Consider the following 17,980-nt stretch of genomic DNA (forward strand, 5'->3'; position numbering starts at 1 on the left):
ACTCTGGCCAACGGCCAGAGCATCACCATCGGCGTCGGCCAGTCCACCGGCACGGTCGAGTTCACCGCGCCGAACAACGTCTACAACACCAACGCCCCGCTGACCAACAGCATCACCAAGGTCGAGGGTGGCAACTACGAAAAACTGGTCACCGCTGGCACCCCGTCGACGTCGGTTACGGATGTCGCAGGCACCAAGGAAACGACGACCCTGGCCCTCAGCGCCACGGCAACGGTCGCCGAAGGCGGCAAGATCACCTATACCGCCACCTTGTCCAACAAGGCCGGTTCCGACATGTCCATCAAGCTGAGCAATGGCGAGACGATCCTCATTGCCAAAGGGCAGACCGAAGGCAGCATAACGATCAACGCGCCGGGCGATGATCCGTACATCGACGCGGGCTCGGTGCAAGCCAAGATCGACGGTAGCACCGGTGGCGACTTCGAGTTGCTGGCTGTCGACGGTGCCTTCGCCGTAACCAAAGTCACCGACACCATCGACAACACCAACCTGACCTTGAGCGCCACGCCGACGGTCGCCGAGGGTGGTCAGATCACCTACACCGCCACCTTGAGCAACCCGGCGGGCACGGCGATGACCGTCACCTTGAGCAACGGCCAGACGATCAATATCGCCGCCGGCAAAACCTCCGGCTCGGTCACCGTAGCCGCGCCAGCCGATGACGTGTACATCGACGCAGGTGACGTGTCGGCGAAAATCACCGGCACCACGGGTGGCAACTTCGAGAACCTGGTCGTCAGCACCACGCCTGCAGTCACGGGCGTAACCGACACCATCCAGACCACTACCTTGAGCATCACCGGCACCACGGCCGTGGCTGAAGGCGGCAATGCCACCTACACGCTCAACCTGAGCAACAATGCGCAAACCGATGTGACGGTGAAATTGTCGTACTCCGGCACGGCCAGCAATGGTGCCGACTACACCGGCGTGGCTATCGTGACGATCAAGGCTGGCAGCAACTCGGCCACCTTCACCATCCCGACCATCAAGGACAACGTCACCGAAGGCACCGAGCAGTTCACGGTGAAGATCGACTCCGCCAGCGGCGGCAATTTCGAGAATCTGGCGGTCAGCGGCACTGCGGGCAGCGTCACTACGCAGATCTTCGAGCCAGCACCGGTACTTGACCTGGATGCCAACGATTCCAGCGGCAAGACTGGCGCCGACTACCAGACCACCTTCACCGAAAATCAGCCGGGCAGCGGCGTATCGATCGGCGATATCGACGTATCGATCACCGACTTCGACAGCTCGATGCTGACCGGCGCGACCGTGACCCTGACCAACCGCCAGCCAGGCGATGCGCTCAACCTGGGCAACAGCGTCAACGGCATCTCGATCAACGCCAACAGCACCGACGGCAAGGTGGTCCTGACCCTGAGCGGCAACGCATCGCTGGCCGACTACATTCAGGCGATCAAGAACATCACCTTCATCAACAACAGTGAAGACCCGAGCACCACGCCGCGGATCATCACGGTCACGGTGACCGATGGCGTCAACACCTCCAACACGGCGACCACCACGGTCAATGTGGTGGCGGTCAACGACGCGCCGACCACCACCGGTGGTGCGGTGACGGGTACCGAGGACACCGACCTGGTCCTGAGCTGGAGCAACTTCAACGTCAGCGATGTCGACTCCCCGCTCAGCAGCTTGGGTGTGACCATCACCCAGCTCCCAGGTGCCGGAAACCTGAAACTGCTGGTGGGTTCGACCTGGACCGACGTGAAGGCCGGCCAGACCATCAGCCAGGCCGACATCGCCGCTGGCAAGCTCAAGTTCGTTCCATTGGCCAACCAATCGGGCGCGGACGGCTTTGGCGGCACCGGCGTGGGCAACAAGCAGGCCGACTACGCGCAGATCAAGTACAAGCCAACCGACGGCAAGGACGCAGGCAGTGAAGCGACGCTGAAAGTCGACATCACCCCGGTCGCCGACAAGCCGGACCTGAACATTGGCAACAACAACGTCAACTCGCTGGGCCTGACCAAGGAAACCTGGACCAGCCTCACCGGCCTGGGCACCAATGGCAACGGCATCACCGGCGATGCGCTGAAAAACGTGTTTGCCAACTCCGGCAGCGCCAGCAAGAGCGAACAGGTGACCACGGTCGACACCTCGGCCACCGTCAGCCCGGGCACCGGCTCGAAGACCTCCGGCCTGATCTACCTGGAAGCCGGCAAGACCTACACCTTCAGCGGCACTGCCGACGACAGCCTGCAGATCGTCATCGGCGGCAAGAACGTCGCGGGCGCCACCTGGGGCTCGGGCAGCGGCAGCATCTCCGGCAGCTTCACCCCGACCACCAGCGGCTACTACACCCTGGAAATCTACAACGCCAACCAGGCCGGCCCAGGCAGCCTCGACGTCAACATCAAGGTGGGCAATGGCGCGGTCACCGACCTCAACAGCGCCAACATCCCGATGTACCCGAACGTCGGTGCGCTGACCAATGCCGGGGTGACCGTGTCGGACCTGCATGGCAGCAATGGCCAGGGCTACTACGACGGTTACAAGCTCAACGAAGGCGGCGAGAACGGCGCGCCGGTCAAGCTGGTGAGCATCAGCACCGCGCTGACTGACACCGACGGCTCGGAAAGCCTGAGCGTCAAGCTCAGCGGCATCCCGGCAGGTTCAGTAGTCGCCGATAACGCTGGCCACACCTTCACGGTCGGCACTGCTGCGGTGGACGTGACCGGCTGGAACCTCGGCAGCCTGACCATCAAGCCACCGGCCTACTATTCCGGCCAGTTCGACGTGAAGGTCACCTCGACCTCCACCGAAAGCGTCGGCGGCAGCACCGCGACCAACGAAGGCAGCATCAAGGTCACGGTCTACCCGCAGAGCTACACCACCAGCAACCTGTCGGCCGACAACGACAACATCACCGGTACCGAAGGCAATGACATCGTCGTCGCGGATGTCAGCGGCCTGCACGTGGTGCCGGGCAAGGACTACAACATCGCCTTCGTCGTCGACACTTCGGGCAGCATGGGGTCCTCCGGCGTGAACGCTGCCAAGTCGTCGCTGGAGTCGGTGTTCAAGACCCTGGCGGCGAGCGTCAAGGGTGCGCAATCGGGCACTGTGAACATCCTGCTGGTCGACTTCGCTACCCAGGTGAAGAGCAGCGTTTCGGTTACCCTCAACGATGCCGGCCTGCAGACGCTGCTCAATGCGTTGAACAGCCTGAAGTCCACGGGCGGCACCAACTATGAAGATGCCTTCAAGACGACCGCCAACTGGTTCCAGAACCTCAAGGATGCGGGTAGCACCGGCAGCAACCAGACGTTCTTCATTACCGACGGCAAGCCGACCTATTACCAGAGCGGTGAACAAGGCAACCCAACCCTGGGCAGCACCAACCAGTCCTTCGACAGCTACCTGACCTCGATCAACTACAAGGCAGGGATGACGGTCAGCAAGTACCTGGACAACAGCAACTACCTGACCATCGATAGCGATGGCGGCTTGACGGTGCAGACCTACAACTACTGGAGCGGCAGGTGGACCACCAGCCTGTCCGGCGACATTCGCGCCGAAGGCAACGGTGGCTACGAGCTGTCCAGCCGTTCCGGGTCCGGTAGCAGCACCAGCGATGCCACCTGGAACAACTCTACCGACAGCTTCAAGATCTTGTCCGGCCTGTCCAGCGTCGAAGCCATTGGCCTGAACGACGACGTCAAGACCAGTGACCTGAAGCCGTTCGACTCCGATGGCAAGCCGCAGACCAACATCGACCCGAGCAAGCTCGCCGAAGCCATCCTCGGCCACACCGAAGTCACCAACCCGGGCAACGACACGGTCAATGGCGGCGACGGCAACGACATCATCTTCGGCGACCTGCTGACCTTCCCGTCGGTCGCCGGCACCGGCGTCGAGGCGATTCAGGGCTATGTCGCCAGCAAGTTGGGCGTGGATGCCGGTGATGTGGATGCGCGCGCGATGCACAAGTACGTCAGCGAGCACTACACCGAGTTTGATATCTCGGGCAGCAACGACGGCGCCGACACCCTGATGGGCGGGGCAGGCAATGACATTCTCTTCGGCCAGGGTGGCAACGACATCCTCGATGGCGGCAAGGGCAATGACATCCTGCTGGGCGGTACCGGCAACGACACGCTGATCGGCGGCCAGGGCAATGACATCCTGATCGGCGGCAGCGGGGCCGATACCTTCGTGTGGAAGGCCGGTGACATCGGCAACGATGTGATCAAGGACTTCAAGGCCACCGAGGGCGACCGCCTCGACCTGCGCGACCTGCTGCAGGGCGAGAAGGCCAGCACCATCGACAACTTCCTGAAGATCACCACCGTCGATGGTTCCTCGACCTTGCAGGTGAGCACCGAAGGCAAGCTCAATGCCGCTGGCGGCCTGGCCAATGCCGACGTGACGATCAAGCTGGAAGGGGTCAACTGGTCGAACACCACGATCAACTCGTTGATCACCGGTGCCGACCCGACCATCAAGATCGACAACAACTGACCCACGCCTGCGGTGGCCGTAACAGGCCACCGCAGGAGCGGTCTTTTCTACCACCCCTCCTGCAGCGCATACTCATGCGCCGGGCTGACACGCCTGGTGAAAGTTGCCTATGCTGCTGTCTACCAACAAGGAATCATCGTGACGAGGGACGACGCCATGTTCTACGTGCAACGCGACGCCAATGGCCAGTTGCTACGGGTAGAAGCCGCACCCTATGCTGAATCCACCGAAATACTCCCGGCGGACCATGCCGAGATCCAGGAGTGGTTCGCCGACGACGTTGTCGAGAACAGCCTCAAGCAGCTCAAGCAAAGCGACTTGGACATGATCCGGGTGTTGGAAGACTTGATCGAAGTGCTCACCGCAAAAGGGGTGTTCAGCATCACCGACCTGCCGCCTGGCGCCCAGGCTAAGCTGCTCAGCCGTTCCACTGCGCGTAAGGCGCTTGGTAGCCTGAACAATTTGATCGAGGAAGAAGAGGAGGGCGGGCTGATCTGAAGTCCTGCTCTGCCTGCTCATATCGTTATTCTTTAACAGTATTTAAAGTATTCTTCTTATGACTTTATAGTCGCCCCACTGCGTACCCGTCGACCAATCGATGCGCCGCACGACTTGAACCCACACGGGAAATCCCCGTGCGTTTCTGATCGTTGCGCGCCATTGAAGTCGCGCACTGCGTGGGAGTGAACCATGTCCGCCGCCTCGAACGCCTTGTCGTCCATCGACAGCGCCCTGCCGCAAACTTTTGAAGTCCGCCCGTTCGCCGGTGCCGTCGGCGCAGAAATCATCGGCCTGGACCTGGCCAAGCCGGTCAGCACCGAGGATTTCCAGCGTATTCATCGCGCCCACCTCGACCACCATGTGCTGGTGTTCCGCGACCAGCGCATCAGCCCTGAACAACAGATCAGCTTCAGCCGCCGCTTCGGCGAGCTGCAGATCCACGTGCTCAAGCAGTTCCTGCTCGCCGGTCACCCGGAAATCCTGATCGTTTCCAACATCATCGAGAACGGCCAGAACATCGGCTTGGGCGATGCCGGCAAGTTCTGGCATTCCGACCTGTCGTACAAAGAGCTGCCCAGCCTCGGCTCCATGCTGCACGCTCAGGAACTGCCCAGCGAAGGCGGCGACACCCTGTTCGCCGACATGCACAAGGCCTGGGACGCGGTGCCCGATGCATTGCGCAAGGTGGTGGAAAACCGCAGTGCCGCCCACTCCTACACCGCCCGTTACGCCGAGACCAAGTTCGAAGGCAACTGGCGCCCGACCCTGACCGCCGAGCAACTGGCGCAGGTCAAGGAAGTCATCCACCCGGTGGTGCGTACCCACCCGGAAAACGGCCGCAAGGCGCTGTTCGTCAGCGAAGGCTTCACCACCCGCATCGTCGGCCTGCCCGATGATGAAAGCCGCGACGTGTTGCAGCAGCTGTATGCCCTGAGCGTGCTCGAACAAAACATCTACCGCCACCAATGGCAGCCCCACGACCTGGTGTTCTGGGACAACCGCTCGCTGATCCACCTGGCCGCCGGTTGCCCTGCGCACCTGCGGCGCAAATTGTTCCGTACCACCATCCAGGGCGACGCCCCGTTCTGACGACTGAGGACACCATCATGCGCAAATCCATCAGCCGCCTGGCGGCCAGCATCGGCCTGGGCGCAAGCCTGGTCGTCGGCAGCCTCGCGGCGCCCATCGTGGCCCATGCCGAAGGCGAGATTCGCATTGCCGAGCAGTTCGGCATCGTTTACCTGCTGCTCAACGTGGTGCGCGACCAGCACCTGATCGAGAAGCACGGCAAGGAACAGGGCCTCGACATCAAAGTCGACTGGGCCCAGCTGTCGGGCGGCGCGGCAATCAACGACGCGCTGTTGTCCGGCTCGGTGGACATCGCCGGTGCCGGCGTCGGCCCGCTGCTTACCGTGTGGGACCGCACGAAAGGCCGGCAAAACGTCAAGGCCGTGGCCTCGCTGGGCAACTTCCCGTACTACCTGGTCAGCAGCAACCCGAACGTGAAAACCGTCGCCGACATTTCCGACAAGGACCGCATTGCCGTCCCGGCCGTAGGGGTCTCGGTGCAGTCGCGTTTCCTGCAGTACGCCGCTGCGCAGCAGTGGGGCGACAAAGAGTACAACCGCCTCGACAAGTACACCCTAGCCGTGCCGCACCCTGATGCCACCGCAGCCTTGCTGGCCGGTGGCACCGAACTCAATGGGCACTTCTCCAACCCACCGTTCCAAGACCAGGCGCTGGCCAACAAGGACGTGCACGTGGTGCTTAACAGCTACGACCTGCTGGGCCCCAACTCGCCGACCCTGCTGTTCGCCACCGAAAAATTCCGCAACGACAACCCCAAGACCTACAAGGCCTTCGTCGATGCGCTGGCAGAAGCCGCGGACTTTGCCCAGAAAGACAAGGCGGCTGCCGCCGACACCTACATCCGCGTGACCAAGGCCAAGATTGACCGCGACGCGCTGATCAAGCTGATCGACAACCCCCAGTACGAATTCACCGTCACGCCGAAGAACACCTACAAACTGGCCGACTTCCTCTACCGAGTGGGCGCCATCAAGAACAAGCCGGAATCGTGGAAGGACTACTTCTTCCAGGATGAACGCCCGCTGCAAGGGAGCTGACCGACCATGACCGTCCCATTGCCAGGCCACACGGCCAGCAACCTGAGCCGTGTCGCGACTCCGCCGTTGCTCAAGGTGGACAACCTCAGCCTCGAATACCGCACCGCGCAGCGCGTGGTGCGGGCCACCCACCAGGTCAGCTTCGAAGTCGACCGTGCCGACCGTTATGTACTACTCGGCCCCTCGGGTTGCGGCAAGTCCACGCTGCTCAAGGCCGTGGCCGGTTTCATCAGCCCGCAGGAAGGGCAGATCCTGCTGCAGGGCCAGCCGGTCATAGGCCCAGGCCCTGATCGCATCGTGGTGTTCCAGGAGTTCGACCAGCTGCCGCCATGGAAGACGGTGAAGCAGAACGTCATGTTCCCGTTGCTGGTGTCCGGCCAGCTCAAGCGCGCCGAGGCCGAAGAGCGAGCTCTGCATTATCTGGAGAAAGTTGGTTTGGCGAGCTTCGCCGACGCCTATCCGCACACCCTGTCGGGCGGCATGAAAGCCCGCGTCGCGATTGCCCGGGCGCTGGCCACACAACCGAAGATTCTGCTGATGGACGAGCCGTTCGCCGCACTTGATGCACTGACCCGGCGCAAGATGCAGGAAGAACTGTTGCTGCTGTGGGAAGAGGTGCGCTTCACCTTGCTGTTCGTCACCCACTCAATCGAGGAGGCGCTGGTGGTCGGTAACCGCATCTTGCTGCTGTCGCCCCACCCGGGGCGGGTACGGGCCGAAGTGCACAGCCATCAATACGACCTTGGCAGCCTCGGCGCCAGTGACTTCCAGGCCAGCGCGCGGCGCATCCATCGCTTGCTGTTCGACGAAGCCGAAGCCCCCGAACAGCCCGACGACCTGGGTTTCAACGACATCCGCATCGCCTACTGACAGGAGCTTCAGCCATGACCACTACACCTGTACGTCAGGAATACGAGGTGCAGCTGGAGCCGCTGCTCAGTGTGCCTCTGGAACGCAACCTGCCGCTGGCCCAGCGCCTGTGGCAACAAGGCTGGCTGCGCAAGGCGGTGATCCTCGTGGTGATCGCCGTGTTGTGGGAGGCCATCGCCCGCTATCAGGACAACGACCTGCTGCTCCCGACGTTCCTGCAGACTGCGGCTGCGCTGTGGGACGGACTGGTCAGCGGCGAACTGCCGGCCAAGGTCGGCGTGTCGCTGGTGATCCTGCTCAAGGGTTACCTGCTGGGCATCGTCCTGGCGTTCGGCCTGACCAGCCTGGCCGTATCGACCCAGATTGGGCGCGATCTGTTGGGCACGCTCACCTCGATGTTCAACCCACTGCCGGCCATCGCCCTGCTGCCGCTGGCGCTGCTGTGGTTCGGGTTGGGCGACAACAGCTTGATCTTCGTGCTGGTGCACTCGGTGCTCTGGGCGCTGGCGCTGAATACCTACGCGGGTTTTCTCGGCGTATCAGAGACCCTGCGCATGGCCGGGCGCAATTATGGCCTGAAGGGGCTACGGCTGGTGCTGCATATTCTGGTGCCGGCGGCACTGCCGTCGATCCTGTCGGGGCTCAAGATTGGTTGGGCCTTTGCCTGGCGCACGCTGATCGCCGCCGAGCTGGTGTTCGGCGCCAGCAGCGGCAAAGGCGGGCTGGGGTGGTACATCTTCCAGAACCGTAACGAGCTGTATACCGACAAGGTGTTTGCCGGGCTGGCGGTGGTGATCCTGATCGGGTTGCTGGTCGAGGGGTTGGTGTTCAGTACGCTGGAGCGGCTCACTGTTCGGCGCTGGGGCATGCAGCGGTAATTTTGTACTGGGCGGCCGCACTGGCCAGGGTATTGGCAATCTCGTCACGCAATCTGGCGGGTTGCTCCACCATCACCCCATCCCCCTGGCTCAGCACCCACCAGCGCAGCGCCCAGCCATCCTCAACCGTGGCACGCAGCCGATGCCCTTGCTCCAGGGCCATCAGCTGCATGTCCGCGCTCAACGGCGCATCACGCAGCTGCCGCGCCACGGCGTCACTGACCCAAGCCTGCAACTCCAGCCCATCACCCTGCGCCGGCTGCTGCGTTTCACCACGCAAATAACCCAACAGATCAAAATTCCCGCGCAACTCCCCCACGACGTTCGCCGACCAGTGCCAGCCAAACGGAATGCTCTTGTCGTTGCGCTCAAGCGGAAAGATCAGCGACAGCTCGTTGAGGTCGCGTTCCACCGTGCGTTTGCTGACATTGAAGCCCACATCACGCAGGCGCCAGACCAGCTCGGCGCTGGTGGTGCCCGGCGAGCGGCTGGGGAGCTGGCGCAGCAGCGCCCACTGACGGCTGAGGGTGGCGCGGGTGGTGGCGAACGGCAAAAGATAACGTCCTTGTCTAGGCTTGCCGCATCAGGATGGCGGCACAATCAGGTCATGGCAATTAGCCACGACTCCCTCAGATCAAGGTTCCGCCATTTGGTTGCCTCGCGCCGGTTCGTTCGCGACAGGTTTTGACGTGACGTCGCGCAAAATCACGCCTCATCACAGCCGAGGTCGGGCCTGTGGGTCGTTCAATGAGGATGAACATGTCTGCCGTCAGCAATATCCATTCGCTGCTCGCCCGCCTTCTGCCAGAGCAGGTCACGCCCGCCCCGATACCCGCTGGCCGGCGGCAGCGGCTGTTCGCCGGGGTAGGGTTGCCAAGCCAGCGGGCACTGCTGGTCAGCCGCCTGGACGAAGCGGCGGATCTGCAGGCGGTGTATGCCGACCTGCGGCAGCAGGCAGTGGCCGGTAACGTGGCCGCGCTCAACGACCTCGGCTGGATCTGGCTCAATGGCAAGTACTGGCGCGCCGACACCGTGCTGGCCGGGCATCTGCTGCGCATGGCGGCGCTACAGGGCAACGCGGCGGCCTGGTTCAACCTGGGGCAGCAGCACTACTTTGGCAAAGGCGTCGCTACGTCCTATGTACAAGCTGCGGAATGTTATCGCCAGGCCTTTGAGCGCGGCATGCTGCACGCTGCAGCCGCGCTCGGTGACCTCTATGAAGAAGAGGTCTGCGATGCCGAACTGGGCTGGCAGGTGGATCTGGTCCAGGCGTATCAGTGGTTTCTCCGGGGTGCCGAACGGGGAGAGGCACGATGCCGGTTCGAAGTGGGTTATCGGTTGTTGCATGGTTTGCATGTGCAGGCGGATATCAGGGCGGCCCTCTACTGGCTGGAGTTGGCGGCAGCCACCGGGGTGATGCAGGCGGCCGAGGAGTTGGCGGTGCATTTCAACCGACGTGACGGCACGCGGTATCTGGATTGGCGCGACAGGGCGGTGCAGATGGGCAGCACACTGGCGTTGGCGATGAAGCTGGAAGACCAGGTTCAGCCCTGATTTCGCGGTGTCTGTGGCGTTACCGATAGGTCAGGATGAACAACAATTCATCAAAACCCCCCGTCACCCCCGGTTGACGCCAGGGGGTGGCCCAGGCGTATATTGATAGTTAGCAAACTATGAATATCCTTGGTTCCTCACATGACGCTTGATTCCCTGCGCCTGCAAGTCAGCAGCGGCATGGTCGTTGCGGCCCGCCATTGGCGGCGCATCTGCCATACGGCCTTGACCAGCTACGGTATCTCCGAGGCTTGCGCCGCACCCTTGCTGATGATCGTGCGCCTGGGCGATGGCGTGCACCAGGTCGCCGTGGCGCAGGCCGCTGGCCTGGAAAGCCCGTCGCTGGTGCGCCTGCTCGACCAGCTGTGCAAGGCCGGCCTGGTGTGCCGCAGCGAGGATCCCCTGGACCGCCGCGCCAAGGCCCTGAGCCTGACCGCCGAAGGCCGCGCACTGGCCGTAGCCATCGAAGCCGAGCTGGTACGTGTGCGTCACGACGTGCTACAGGGCATCGACGAAGCCGACCTGCAAGCCGCCTTGCGCGTGCTGCGCGCCTTCGAGGCCGCCGGTTTGGGCGCTGCGGGCGGGGTGGCATGAACGGCTTCTTCAGCTCGGTGCCGCCGGCCCGCGACTGGTTTTATGGCGTGCGTACCTTCGCCGCGTCGATGATCGCCCTGTACATCGCCCTGCTGATGCAGCTGCCGCGCCCGTACTGGGCGATGGCGACCGTGTACATCGTCTCCAGCCCGTTTGTCGGGCCAACCAGTTCCAAGGCCCTGTATCGCGCGGTGGGCACGCTGCTGGGTGCCGGTGGGGCCATCTTCCTGGTGCCGCCGCTGGTGCAGTCGCCCTTGTTGCTGACGGTGGCCATCGCCTTGTGGACGGGGACCTTGCTGTACCTGTCGCTGAACCTGCGCACGGCCAACAACTACGTGCTGATGCTGGCCGGCTACACGCTGCCGATGATCGCCCTGGCAGTGGTCGACAACCCGCTGGCGGTGTTCGATGTGGCCTCGTCCCGCGCGCAGGAAATCTGCCTGGGGATCGTCTGCGCGGCGGTGGTCGGTGCGATTTTCTGGCCCCGGCGCCTGGCGCCGGTGGTGGTCGGCGCGACCGGCAGTTGGTTCAGCGAAGCGATCCGCTACAGCGACACCTACCTTGCCCGCGATGTGGCCGCCGACAAGGTAGGCGGCATGCGCGGTGCGATGGTCGCCACGTTCAACTCGCTGGAACTGATGATTGGCCAGCTCGGCCACGAAGGCGCTGGCCCGCACACCCTGAAAAACGCCCGGGAGCTGCGCGGGCGGATGATCCACCTGTTGCCGGTGATCGACGCCCTCGACGACGCTCTGGTGGCGCTCGAAGGCCGCGCGCCTGCCCAGTTCGCCCAGTTGCAACCCGTGCTGGCTGCCGCCCGCGAGTGGCTCAAGGGCACCGCCGAAAGTGCTTCGGTAGCACGCTGGACCCACCTGCACGAGCAGATCGATCGCCTGCAACCCGGCGCTGCCGCCCTCGACCAACGCGCGGAACTGCTGCTCTCCAACGCGCTTTACCGCCTGGCCGAATGGGCCGACCTCTGGCAGGACTGCTGCACCCTGCAACATGCTTTGCGCACGGACGACGCCAAACCCTGGCGCGCCGTCTACCGCCACTGGCGCCTGGGCCGCTTGACGCCGTTCTTCGACCGCGGGCTGATGCTCTACTCGGTGGTGTCCACCGTGCTGGCGATCATCGTCGCCTGCGGCCTGTGGATCGGCTTGGGCTGGCACGACGGCGCCAGCGCGGTGATCCTCGCCGCCGTGTCGTGCAGCTTCTTCGCCGCCATGGACGACCCGGCACCGCAGATCTACCGATTCTTCTTCTGGACGTTGATGTCGGTGATCTTCTCCAGCCTGTACCTGTTCCTGGTACTGCCCAACCTGCACGATTTCCCGATGCTGGTGCTGGCCTTCGCCGTGCCGTTCATCTGCGTCGGCACCCTGACCGTGCAGCCGCGCTTCTACCTGGGCACCTTGCTGACCATCGTCAACACCTCGACCTTCATCAGCATCCAGGGCGCTTACGACGCCGACTTCTTTACCTTCCTCAATTCCAACCTGGCCGGCCCCGTGGGGCTGCTGTTCGCCTTCATCTGGACCCTGGTGATGCGCCCGTTCGGCGTCGAGCTGGCCGCCAAGCGCATGACTCGCTTCCTGTGGCGCGACATCGTCGAGATGACCGAGCCAGCGACCCTGGCCGAACATCGCCAGGTCGGCGTGCAGATGCTCGACCGCCTGATGCAGCACCTGCCGCGCCTGTCGCAGACCGGCCAGGACAGCGGCGTGGCCCTCCGCGACCTGCGCGTGGGCCTGAACCTGCTCGACCTGCTGGCCTACCTGCCACGGGCCGGCAGCCAGGCCCGCGAGCGCCTGCAAACGGTGATCGAGGACGTCGGCGGCCATTACGCCGCCTGCCTGCGTGCCGGCGAACGCCTGCATGCCCCCGCAGCCCTGCTGCGCAACATGGAGCGGGCGCGCCTGGCGCTGAATCTGGATGAACTGTACGAACGCGGCGACGCCCGCACCCACCTGCTGCATGCCCTGAGCGGCCTGCGCCTGGCGCTGCTGCCGGGTGTCGAGGTGATGCTCGAGCCAGCCGAACAACCGCAACTGCCCCCCGGCCTGGACGGAGCGCCCCTGTGATCGGTGAACTGGATATCAGCGGGGTATTCCTGCCCACGCTGCTGGTGATGATGTTTGGCACCTACCTGCTGTTCCTAGGTGTGCACGCGGTGCTGGTGCGGGTGCATTTCTACCGCCTGGTCTGGCACCGGGCGCTGTTCAACGTTGCATTGTATGCCGTGCTGCTTGGCGCGGTGGACCACTTTTGCCGAAGCCTGATGCTGCCATGAAAAAACCTTTGCTGACCCTGGGCCGTGTGGTCCTGACCTTGCTGGTAGTGACTTTCGCCGCCGTGCTCGTGTGGCAGATGGTGGTGTACTACCTGTTCGCCCCCTGGACCCGCGACGGCCACATCCGCGCCGACGTCATCCAGATTGCCCCGGACGTGTCCGGCCTGATCCAGAAAGTCGAGGTGCGCGACAACCAGACCGTCAAGCGCGGCGACGTGCTGTTCACCATCGACCAGGACCGCTTCAGCCTGGCGCTGCGCCAGGCCAAGGCGACCCTCGGCGAGCGCCAGGAAACCCTGGCCCAGGCTTCCCGTGAAGCACAGCGCAACCGCAAGCTGGGCAACCTGGTGGCCGCCGAGCAGCTGGAAGAGAGCCAGTCCCGCGAGGCGCGTGCCCGTTCGGCGGTCAGCGAGGCGCAAGTGGCGGTCGATACTGCCCAGCTCAACCTCGACCGTTCGGTGGTGCGCAGCCCGGTGGACGGCTACCTCAACGACCGCGCCCCGCGTAACCACGAATTCGTCACCGCTGGCCGCCCGGTGCTGTCGGTGGTCGACAGTGCTTCGTATCACGTCGATGGCTATTTCGAAGAAACCAAGCTCGGTGGCATCCACATCGGCGACGCGGTGGACATCCGCGTGATGGGCGACAACACCCGCCTGCGCGGCCATGTGCAGAGCTTTGCCGCCGGTATCGAAGACCGTGACCGCAGCAGCGGCGCCAACCTGTTGCCCAACGTCAATCCGGCGTTCAGCTGGGTGCGCCTGGCCCAGCGGATCCCGGTGCGTATCGCCTTCGACGAAGTGCCGGCAGACTTCCGCATGATCGCCGGGCGCACTGCCACGGTGTCGATCATCGAGGGGCAGCAGCCATGAAACAGCTGATCCTGGCTGGCATCTGCCTGTCGTTGGGGGCCTGCATGATGGTCGGCCCGGACTATGACGTGCCCAAGGACGCCGCCGTGCAGCGCAGCGACCTCAACGGCCCGCTGCGTCAGGACGCCGATAGCGTGGTGTCGGCGCCGGTGCCCGAGGACTGGTGGCAGCTGTATCAGGATAAACGTCTCAACGCGCTGGTCCGCCAGGCTTTGAGCGCCAACACCGAGTTGCGCGTGGCAGCGGCCAACATCGCCAAGGCCCGTGCGCAGGTCGAAGTGGCCGAGTCCCAGGGTGGTTTCAACGGTGGCATCAAAGCCGGAGCCCAGCGTTTGCAGGAGTCGGGCGAAGCCTTCCTGTTGCCGGAGAAGGTGCCAGTGGCCAACATCGGCGAGGCGATCATCAGCGCCTCGTACCAGTTCGACCTGTGGGGCACCTTCAAGCGCGGCACCGAAGCCGCTCAGGCCAATGCCGACGCTGTACAGGCCGCAGCCGACACCGCGCGCATCACCCTGGTGGCGGATGTGGTCAAGGCTTACACACAGGTGTGCTCGGCCAACGAGGAATACCACATCGCCCGTGAGTCGCTCGATCTGCAGCAGCAGAGCGTGCAGCTCAACCAGCGCCTGCGCGACGCTGGGCGCGGTGATGAAACCCAGGTCACCCGTTCGCAGACCCAGTTCAAGTCGTTGCGCGCCGAATTGCCGCGCTTCAAGGCCGAGCGAGAAACCGGGCTGTACACCTTGGCGGCGTTGCTCGCCCAGCCTGTGGATAAATTGCCGGCCGGCACCGCCGATTGCGCCGAGTTGCCGCACCTGAACCAGCTGGTCCCGGTGGGTGACGGTGCTGCGCTGCTCAAGCGTCGCCCCGACGTGCGCCAGGCTGAACGCCAACTGGCGGCGGCCACCGCGACCATCGGGGTGGCCACAGGGGCGCTGTACCCGGACATCAGCATCGGCGCCCAGGTCGGCACCATCGGCATCCTCGAAAACCTTGGCGAGCCTTCGACCAACCGCTGGGGCTTTGGTCCGCAGATCAGCTGGAGCATTCCCACCAACGGCACCCGTGCGCGCATTCGCATGGCCGAGGCTTCGACCCAGGCGGCACTGGCGCATTTCGATGGGGTGGTGCTGAATGCCATTCGCGAGACCCAGACTCGGCTTGCGCAGTACAGCGCCTTGCTTGATCGGCGTGATGCGCTGGCCGAGGCGGAGCAGTCGGCCAAGGAAGCGGCTGATCAGACGCACCGGTACTACCAGGCGGGGCGCGAGTCGTTCCTGGCAGATTTGCAGGCTACGCGGACCTATACCGATGTGCGTGCACAGCTGGCAGCGGCGAATAGCCAGGTGGCGGTGGGGCAGATAGGGGTGTTTTTGGCACTCGGTGGTGGCTGGAAGGAGGGCGCCAAGCCTTGAGATCGGTTTGGCGTCTGGGTGCATGCCTTAGGTTTTGTGTTGGTGCGAAAATCGAGCGCCGCCCGCGCGGCGCATCGCGGATGAATCCGCTCCTACATCTGTTTCGGGCCAATTATTTCTGTGGGATTCGCGCGCGGCCCTTGGCTGTACGCCTTGATATCGAGTCGTACAAACAAGGCGCACAGCGATGCTTTCACAGGATGGACTGGCCCGAAACAAAGGTAGGAGCGGATTCATCCGCGATGCGCCGCGCGGGCGGCGCTCGATATCCCCAACGCTGCAAAACTCAACCCATGCTCTCCTGATTTGTAGCAAGATTTTTCATGAAATCCGTCCACGACCCTTGAGCGAAGCAAAGTGGAAGTGAACAATGTTCTCTTTCGCATCCCCATCGAGACTGGCCATGAAAACCCGTTCCCGCCTGCTTGCCTGGTTGCCGGCTTTGTTGCTTGGCCCGGTGCTGGCGCTGTGCAGCACCTTGGCCGTGGCCGAAGCGCCTGCCGAGGCCACCAAGGCCCTGCACCTGCTCGACTACATCGGTGCCGACTACCCGCCAACCGTCAGTAACGGCAAGGTCATCGACAGCGGCGAATACCGTGAGCAACAAGAGTTCAGCGCCGTGTTGGCCGACCTGGTCAAAGGCCTGCCGGCAAACGCTGAACAAACTGCCCTGGAGCAAGGTGTTCAAGCACTGCGCCAGGCCATCGAGCAACGCCAGGATGGCCCCACGGTCGCCAAACAGGCCCGCCAGCTAGGCGCGCGTCTGGCAGTGGCCTACGAGGTCAGCCAGGCCCCGGTGATCACCCCGGACCCTGCCCGTGGCGCGTCGTTGTATGCGCAGAATTGCTCGATCTGCCACGGTGACACGGGCGCGGGCGACGGCCCTGCTGGCGTCGGCCTGGAGCCTGCTCCAGCCGACTTGCGCAACAAAACGCGCCTCGATCAGTTGAGCCTGTTCGACCTCTACAACACCTTGGCCCTGGGCATCGACGGCACTGAAATGCCGTCCTTCGCCGACCAGCTCGATGATCGCCAGCGCTGGGACGTCGCAGCCTATATCGCCAGCTTCACCGTCGACCCGCAGGCGGCCAAAGGTGACAAGACCTGGAACCTGGCCGACCTGGCCCGCCAGACGCCGGCCGAGGTCGCCAGCAACGAAGGCGCCAACGCCGTGGAGGCCTTCCGCGCCCAGCGTGCCCAGCCGCCGCAGGTCAAGCGTGGCCCGGCGCAACTGCTCGAATACACCGCCAGTACCCTGGACAAGAGCCTCGCAGCCTATCGCGCGGGTGACCATGATCAGGCCTACGACCTTTCGGTAGCGGCCTATCTGGAAGGTTTCGAGCTGGTCGAAAGTTCGCTGGACAACATCGACACCCAGGCGCGCAAAGACACCGAAAAATCGCTGATGGCCTACCGTCAGTCACTGCAGGACGGCTTGCCGGTTGCCCAGGCCGAACAACGCCTGGCCGACGCCAAGGCCAAGCTGGACCAGGCGTCCAAACTGTTGGGTAGCGATGGCCTGAGCTGGTCGCTGAGCTACATCTCCGGCCTGTTGATCCTGCTGCGCGAAGGCCTTGAAGCGATCCTGGTACTGGCCGCGATCCTGGCCTTCCTGCGCAACACCGGCCAGCAGTCGGCGGTGCGCAGCGTCAATATCGGTTGGGCGCTGGCGCTGGTCGCAGGCTTCGCCACCTGGGCCTTGGCGGCCTATGTGATCGATGTCGGCGGCGCTCAGCGTGAGCTGCTGGAAGGCTGCACGGCGCTGTTCGCGGCGGTGATGGTGCTGTGGCTGGGGGTGTGGATGCACGACCGCCGGCATGCCGCAGCCTGGCAGGATTACATCAAGAGCAGCCTGGTCAGTGGCGGTGGGCGCTTCGGCTTTGCCATGCTGGCGTTCTTCTCGGTGTACCGAGAACTGTTCGAAGTGATCCTGTTCTATGAAACCCTGTGGCTTCAGGCAGGCCCTGCAGGGCATCAAGCGGTATTGGCGGGCGGCGCCACGGCGTTGGTGCTGTTGGTCGGCCTGGCCTGGGTGATTCTGCGCGGTTCGGCCAAATTGCCGCTGTCGCTGTTCTTCAGCATCAACGCCGCCTTGCTGTGCGCGCTGTCGGTGGTGTTCGCCGGGCATGGCGTCAAGGCGCTGCAAGAGGCTGGCGTGCTGGGTACACGGCCGGTGGCGTTCTTCGAGTTCGACTGGCTGGGGATTCATGCCGATGCGTACTCGCTGGCGGCACAGGCGGTGGCCTTGCTGGCAATTGTGGTGTTGTATGGACGCAGTCGCCTGGCCGAGAAGCGGCGGGCTGCGGTTTAGTTATGGATTGCTGCCGGGCTCTTCGCGGCTGAAGCCGCTCCCACCGGGTCTGCACTG

The 17,980-nt window shown here is 63.8% G+C and carries 14 protein-coding genes; 13 read left to right on the forward strand and 1 reads right to left on the reverse strand.

The features are described 5' to 3' along the window. The 6 genes from ACIQUF_RS17300 to ACIQUF_RS17325 all read left to right on the forward strand — a co-directional run. Positions 1-4,509 (forward strand): immunoglobulin-like domain-containing protein (locus tag ACIQUF_RS17300; RefSeq protein ID WP_403133578.1); only part of this gene is annotated, 4,509 nt, incomplete at its 5' end. Positions 4,510-4,665: 156 nt separating this feature from the next. Continuing rightward, positions 4,666-5,007, forward strand: coding sequence for a tryptophan synthase subunit beta (locus ACIQUF_RS17305; RefSeq protein ID WP_403134436.1), 342 nt, complete (start codon positions 4,666-4,668; stop codon positions 5,005-5,007). A 192-nt stretch (positions 5,008-5,199) separates the two neighbouring features. Continuing rightward, the gene (locus ACIQUF_RS17310) at positions 5,200-6,099 is read left to right on the forward strand and encodes a TauD/TfdA dioxygenase family protein (RefSeq protein WP_403133581.1); all 900 of its coding nucleotides are present in this window, start codon (positions 5,200-5,202) and stop codon (positions 6,097-6,099) included. A 17-nt stretch (positions 6,100-6,116) separates the two neighbouring features. Then, a complete protein-coding gene (locus tag ACIQUF_RS17315; RefSeq protein WP_403133582.1) occupies positions 6,117-7,136 on the forward strand; it encodes an ABC transporter substrate-binding protein in 1,020 nt (339 codons plus the stop codon). Between the two features lie 6 nt (positions 7,137-7,142). Further along, the gene (locus ACIQUF_RS17320) at positions 7,143-8,006 is read left to right on the forward strand and encodes an ABC transporter ATP-binding protein (RefSeq protein WP_403133584.1); all 864 of its coding nucleotides are present in this window, start codon (positions 7,143-7,145) and stop codon (positions 8,004-8,006) included. Positions 8,007-8,020: 14 nt separating this feature from the next. Continuing rightward, positions 8,021-8,884, forward strand: a complete 864-nt coding sequence (locus tag ACIQUF_RS17325; protein WP_403133586.1) for an ABC transporter permease — start codon at positions 8,021-8,023, stop codon at positions 8,882-8,884. Here ACIQUF_RS17325 and ACIQUF_RS17330 read toward each other — a convergent pair. After that, positions 8,853-9,437: a WYL domain-containing protein gene (locus ACIQUF_RS17330; RefSeq protein WP_403133588.1), complete on the reverse strand. Its 585-nt coding sequence runs from the start codon at positions 9,435-9,437 to the stop codon at positions 8,853-8,855. The two genes, ACIQUF_RS17325 and ACIQUF_RS17330, sit on opposite strands and share 32 nt — an antisense overlap. A gap of 206 nt (positions 9,438-9,643) precedes the next feature. Here ACIQUF_RS17330 and ACIQUF_RS17335 point away from each other — a divergent pair, with 206 nt between their 5' ends. From ACIQUF_RS17335 to ACIQUF_RS17365, 7 genes are all read left to right on the forward strand, one after another. Continuing rightward, on the forward strand, positions 9,644-10,438 hold the full coding sequence (locus ACIQUF_RS17335; protein WP_403133590.1) for a tetratricopeptide repeat protein: 795 nt from the start codon (positions 9,644-9,646) through the stop codon (positions 10,436-10,438). Between the two features lie 141 nt (positions 10,439-10,579). Continuing rightward, positions 10,580-11,032: a MarR family winged helix-turn-helix transcriptional regulator gene (locus ACIQUF_RS17340; protein ID WP_403133591.1), complete on the forward strand. Its 453-nt coding sequence runs from the start codon at positions 10,580-10,582 to the stop codon at positions 11,030-11,032. Then, on the forward strand, positions 11,029-13,116 hold the full coding sequence (locus ACIQUF_RS17345; RefSeq protein ID WP_403133592.1) for an FUSC family protein: 2,088 nt from the start codon (positions 11,029-11,031) through the stop codon (positions 13,114-13,116). The genes ACIQUF_RS17340 and ACIQUF_RS17345 overlap by 4 nt, the downstream gene beginning before the upstream one ends. Continuing rightward, complete coding sequence (locus ACIQUF_RS17350; protein WP_274908143.1) at positions 13,113-13,325, forward strand: DUF1656 domain-containing protein; 213 nt, start codon at positions 13,113-13,115, stop codon at positions 13,323-13,325. Before ACIQUF_RS17345 ends, ACIQUF_RS17350 begins: the two co-directional genes overlap by 4 nt. Further along, a complete protein-coding gene (locus tag ACIQUF_RS17355; protein ID WP_403133593.1) occupies positions 13,322-14,197 on the forward strand; it encodes an efflux RND transporter periplasmic adaptor subunit in 876 nt (291 codons plus the stop codon). Before ACIQUF_RS17350 ends, ACIQUF_RS17355 begins: the two co-directional genes overlap by 4 nt. Next, on the forward strand, positions 14,194-15,612 hold the full coding sequence (locus ACIQUF_RS17360; RefSeq protein ID WP_403133595.1) for an efflux transporter outer membrane subunit: 1,419 nt from the start codon (positions 14,194-14,196) through the stop codon (positions 15,610-15,612). Before ACIQUF_RS17355 ends, ACIQUF_RS17360 begins: the two co-directional genes overlap by 4 nt. A gap of 370 nt (positions 15,613-15,982) precedes the next feature. Next, positions 15,983-17,923: an FTR1 family protein gene (locus ACIQUF_RS17365; protein ID WP_403133598.1), complete on the forward strand. Its 1,941-nt coding sequence runs from the start codon at positions 15,983-15,985 to the stop codon at positions 17,921-17,923. The last annotated feature ends 57 nt before the right edge of the window (positions 17,924-17,980 follow it).

It is taken from the genome of Pseudomonas sp. NPDC090233 (genome assembly GCF_044772285.1).
In the GTDB taxonomy this organism is placed as follows: Bacteria; Pseudomonadota; Gammaproteobacteria; order Pseudomonadales; family Pseudomonadaceae; genus Aquipseudomonas.

Coding starts and splice junctions, on each gene's coding strand:
- ACIQUF_RS17315 (WP_403133582.1), top strand. CDS start 6,117: ATGCGCAAATCCATCAGCCGCCTGGCGGCCAGCATCGGCCTGGGCGCA.
- ACIQUF_RS17310 (WP_403133581.1), top strand. CDS start 5,200: ATGTCCGCCGCCTCGAACGCCTTGTCGTCCATCGACAGCGCCCTGCCG.
- ACIQUF_RS17305 (WP_403134436.1), top strand. CDS start 4,666: ATGTTCTACGTGCAACGCGACGCCAATGGCCAGTTGCTACGGGTAGAA.
- ACIQUF_RS17340 (WP_403133591.1), top strand. CDS start 10,580: ATGACGCTTGATTCCCTGCGCCTGCAAGTCAGCAGCGGCATGGTCGTT.
- ACIQUF_RS17345 (WP_403133592.1), top strand. CDS start 11,029: ATGAACGGCTTCTTCAGCTCGGTGCCGCCGGCCCGCGACTGGTTTTAT.
- ACIQUF_RS17325 (WP_403133586.1), top strand. CDS start 8,021: ATGACCACTACACCTGTACGTCAGGAATACGAGGTGCAGCTGGAGCCG.
- ACIQUF_RS17320 (WP_403133584.1), top strand. CDS start 7,143: ATGACCGTCCCATTGCCAGGCCACACGGCCAGCAACCTGAGCCGTGTC.
- ACIQUF_RS17335 (WP_403133590.1), top strand. CDS start 9,644: ATGTCTGCCGTCAGCAATATCCATTCGCTGCTCGCCCGCCTTCTGCCA.
- ACIQUF_RS17360 (WP_403133595.1), top strand. CDS start 14,194: ATGAAACAGCTGATCCTGGCTGGCATCTGCCTGTCGTTGGGGGCCTGC.
- ACIQUF_RS17365 (WP_403133598.1), top strand. CDS start 15,983: ATGTTCTCTTTCGCATCCCCATCGAGACTGGCCATGAAAACCCGTTCC.
- ACIQUF_RS17355 (WP_403133593.1), top strand. CDS start 13,322: ATGAAAAAACCTTTGCTGACCCTGGGCCGTGTGGTCCTGACCTTGCTG.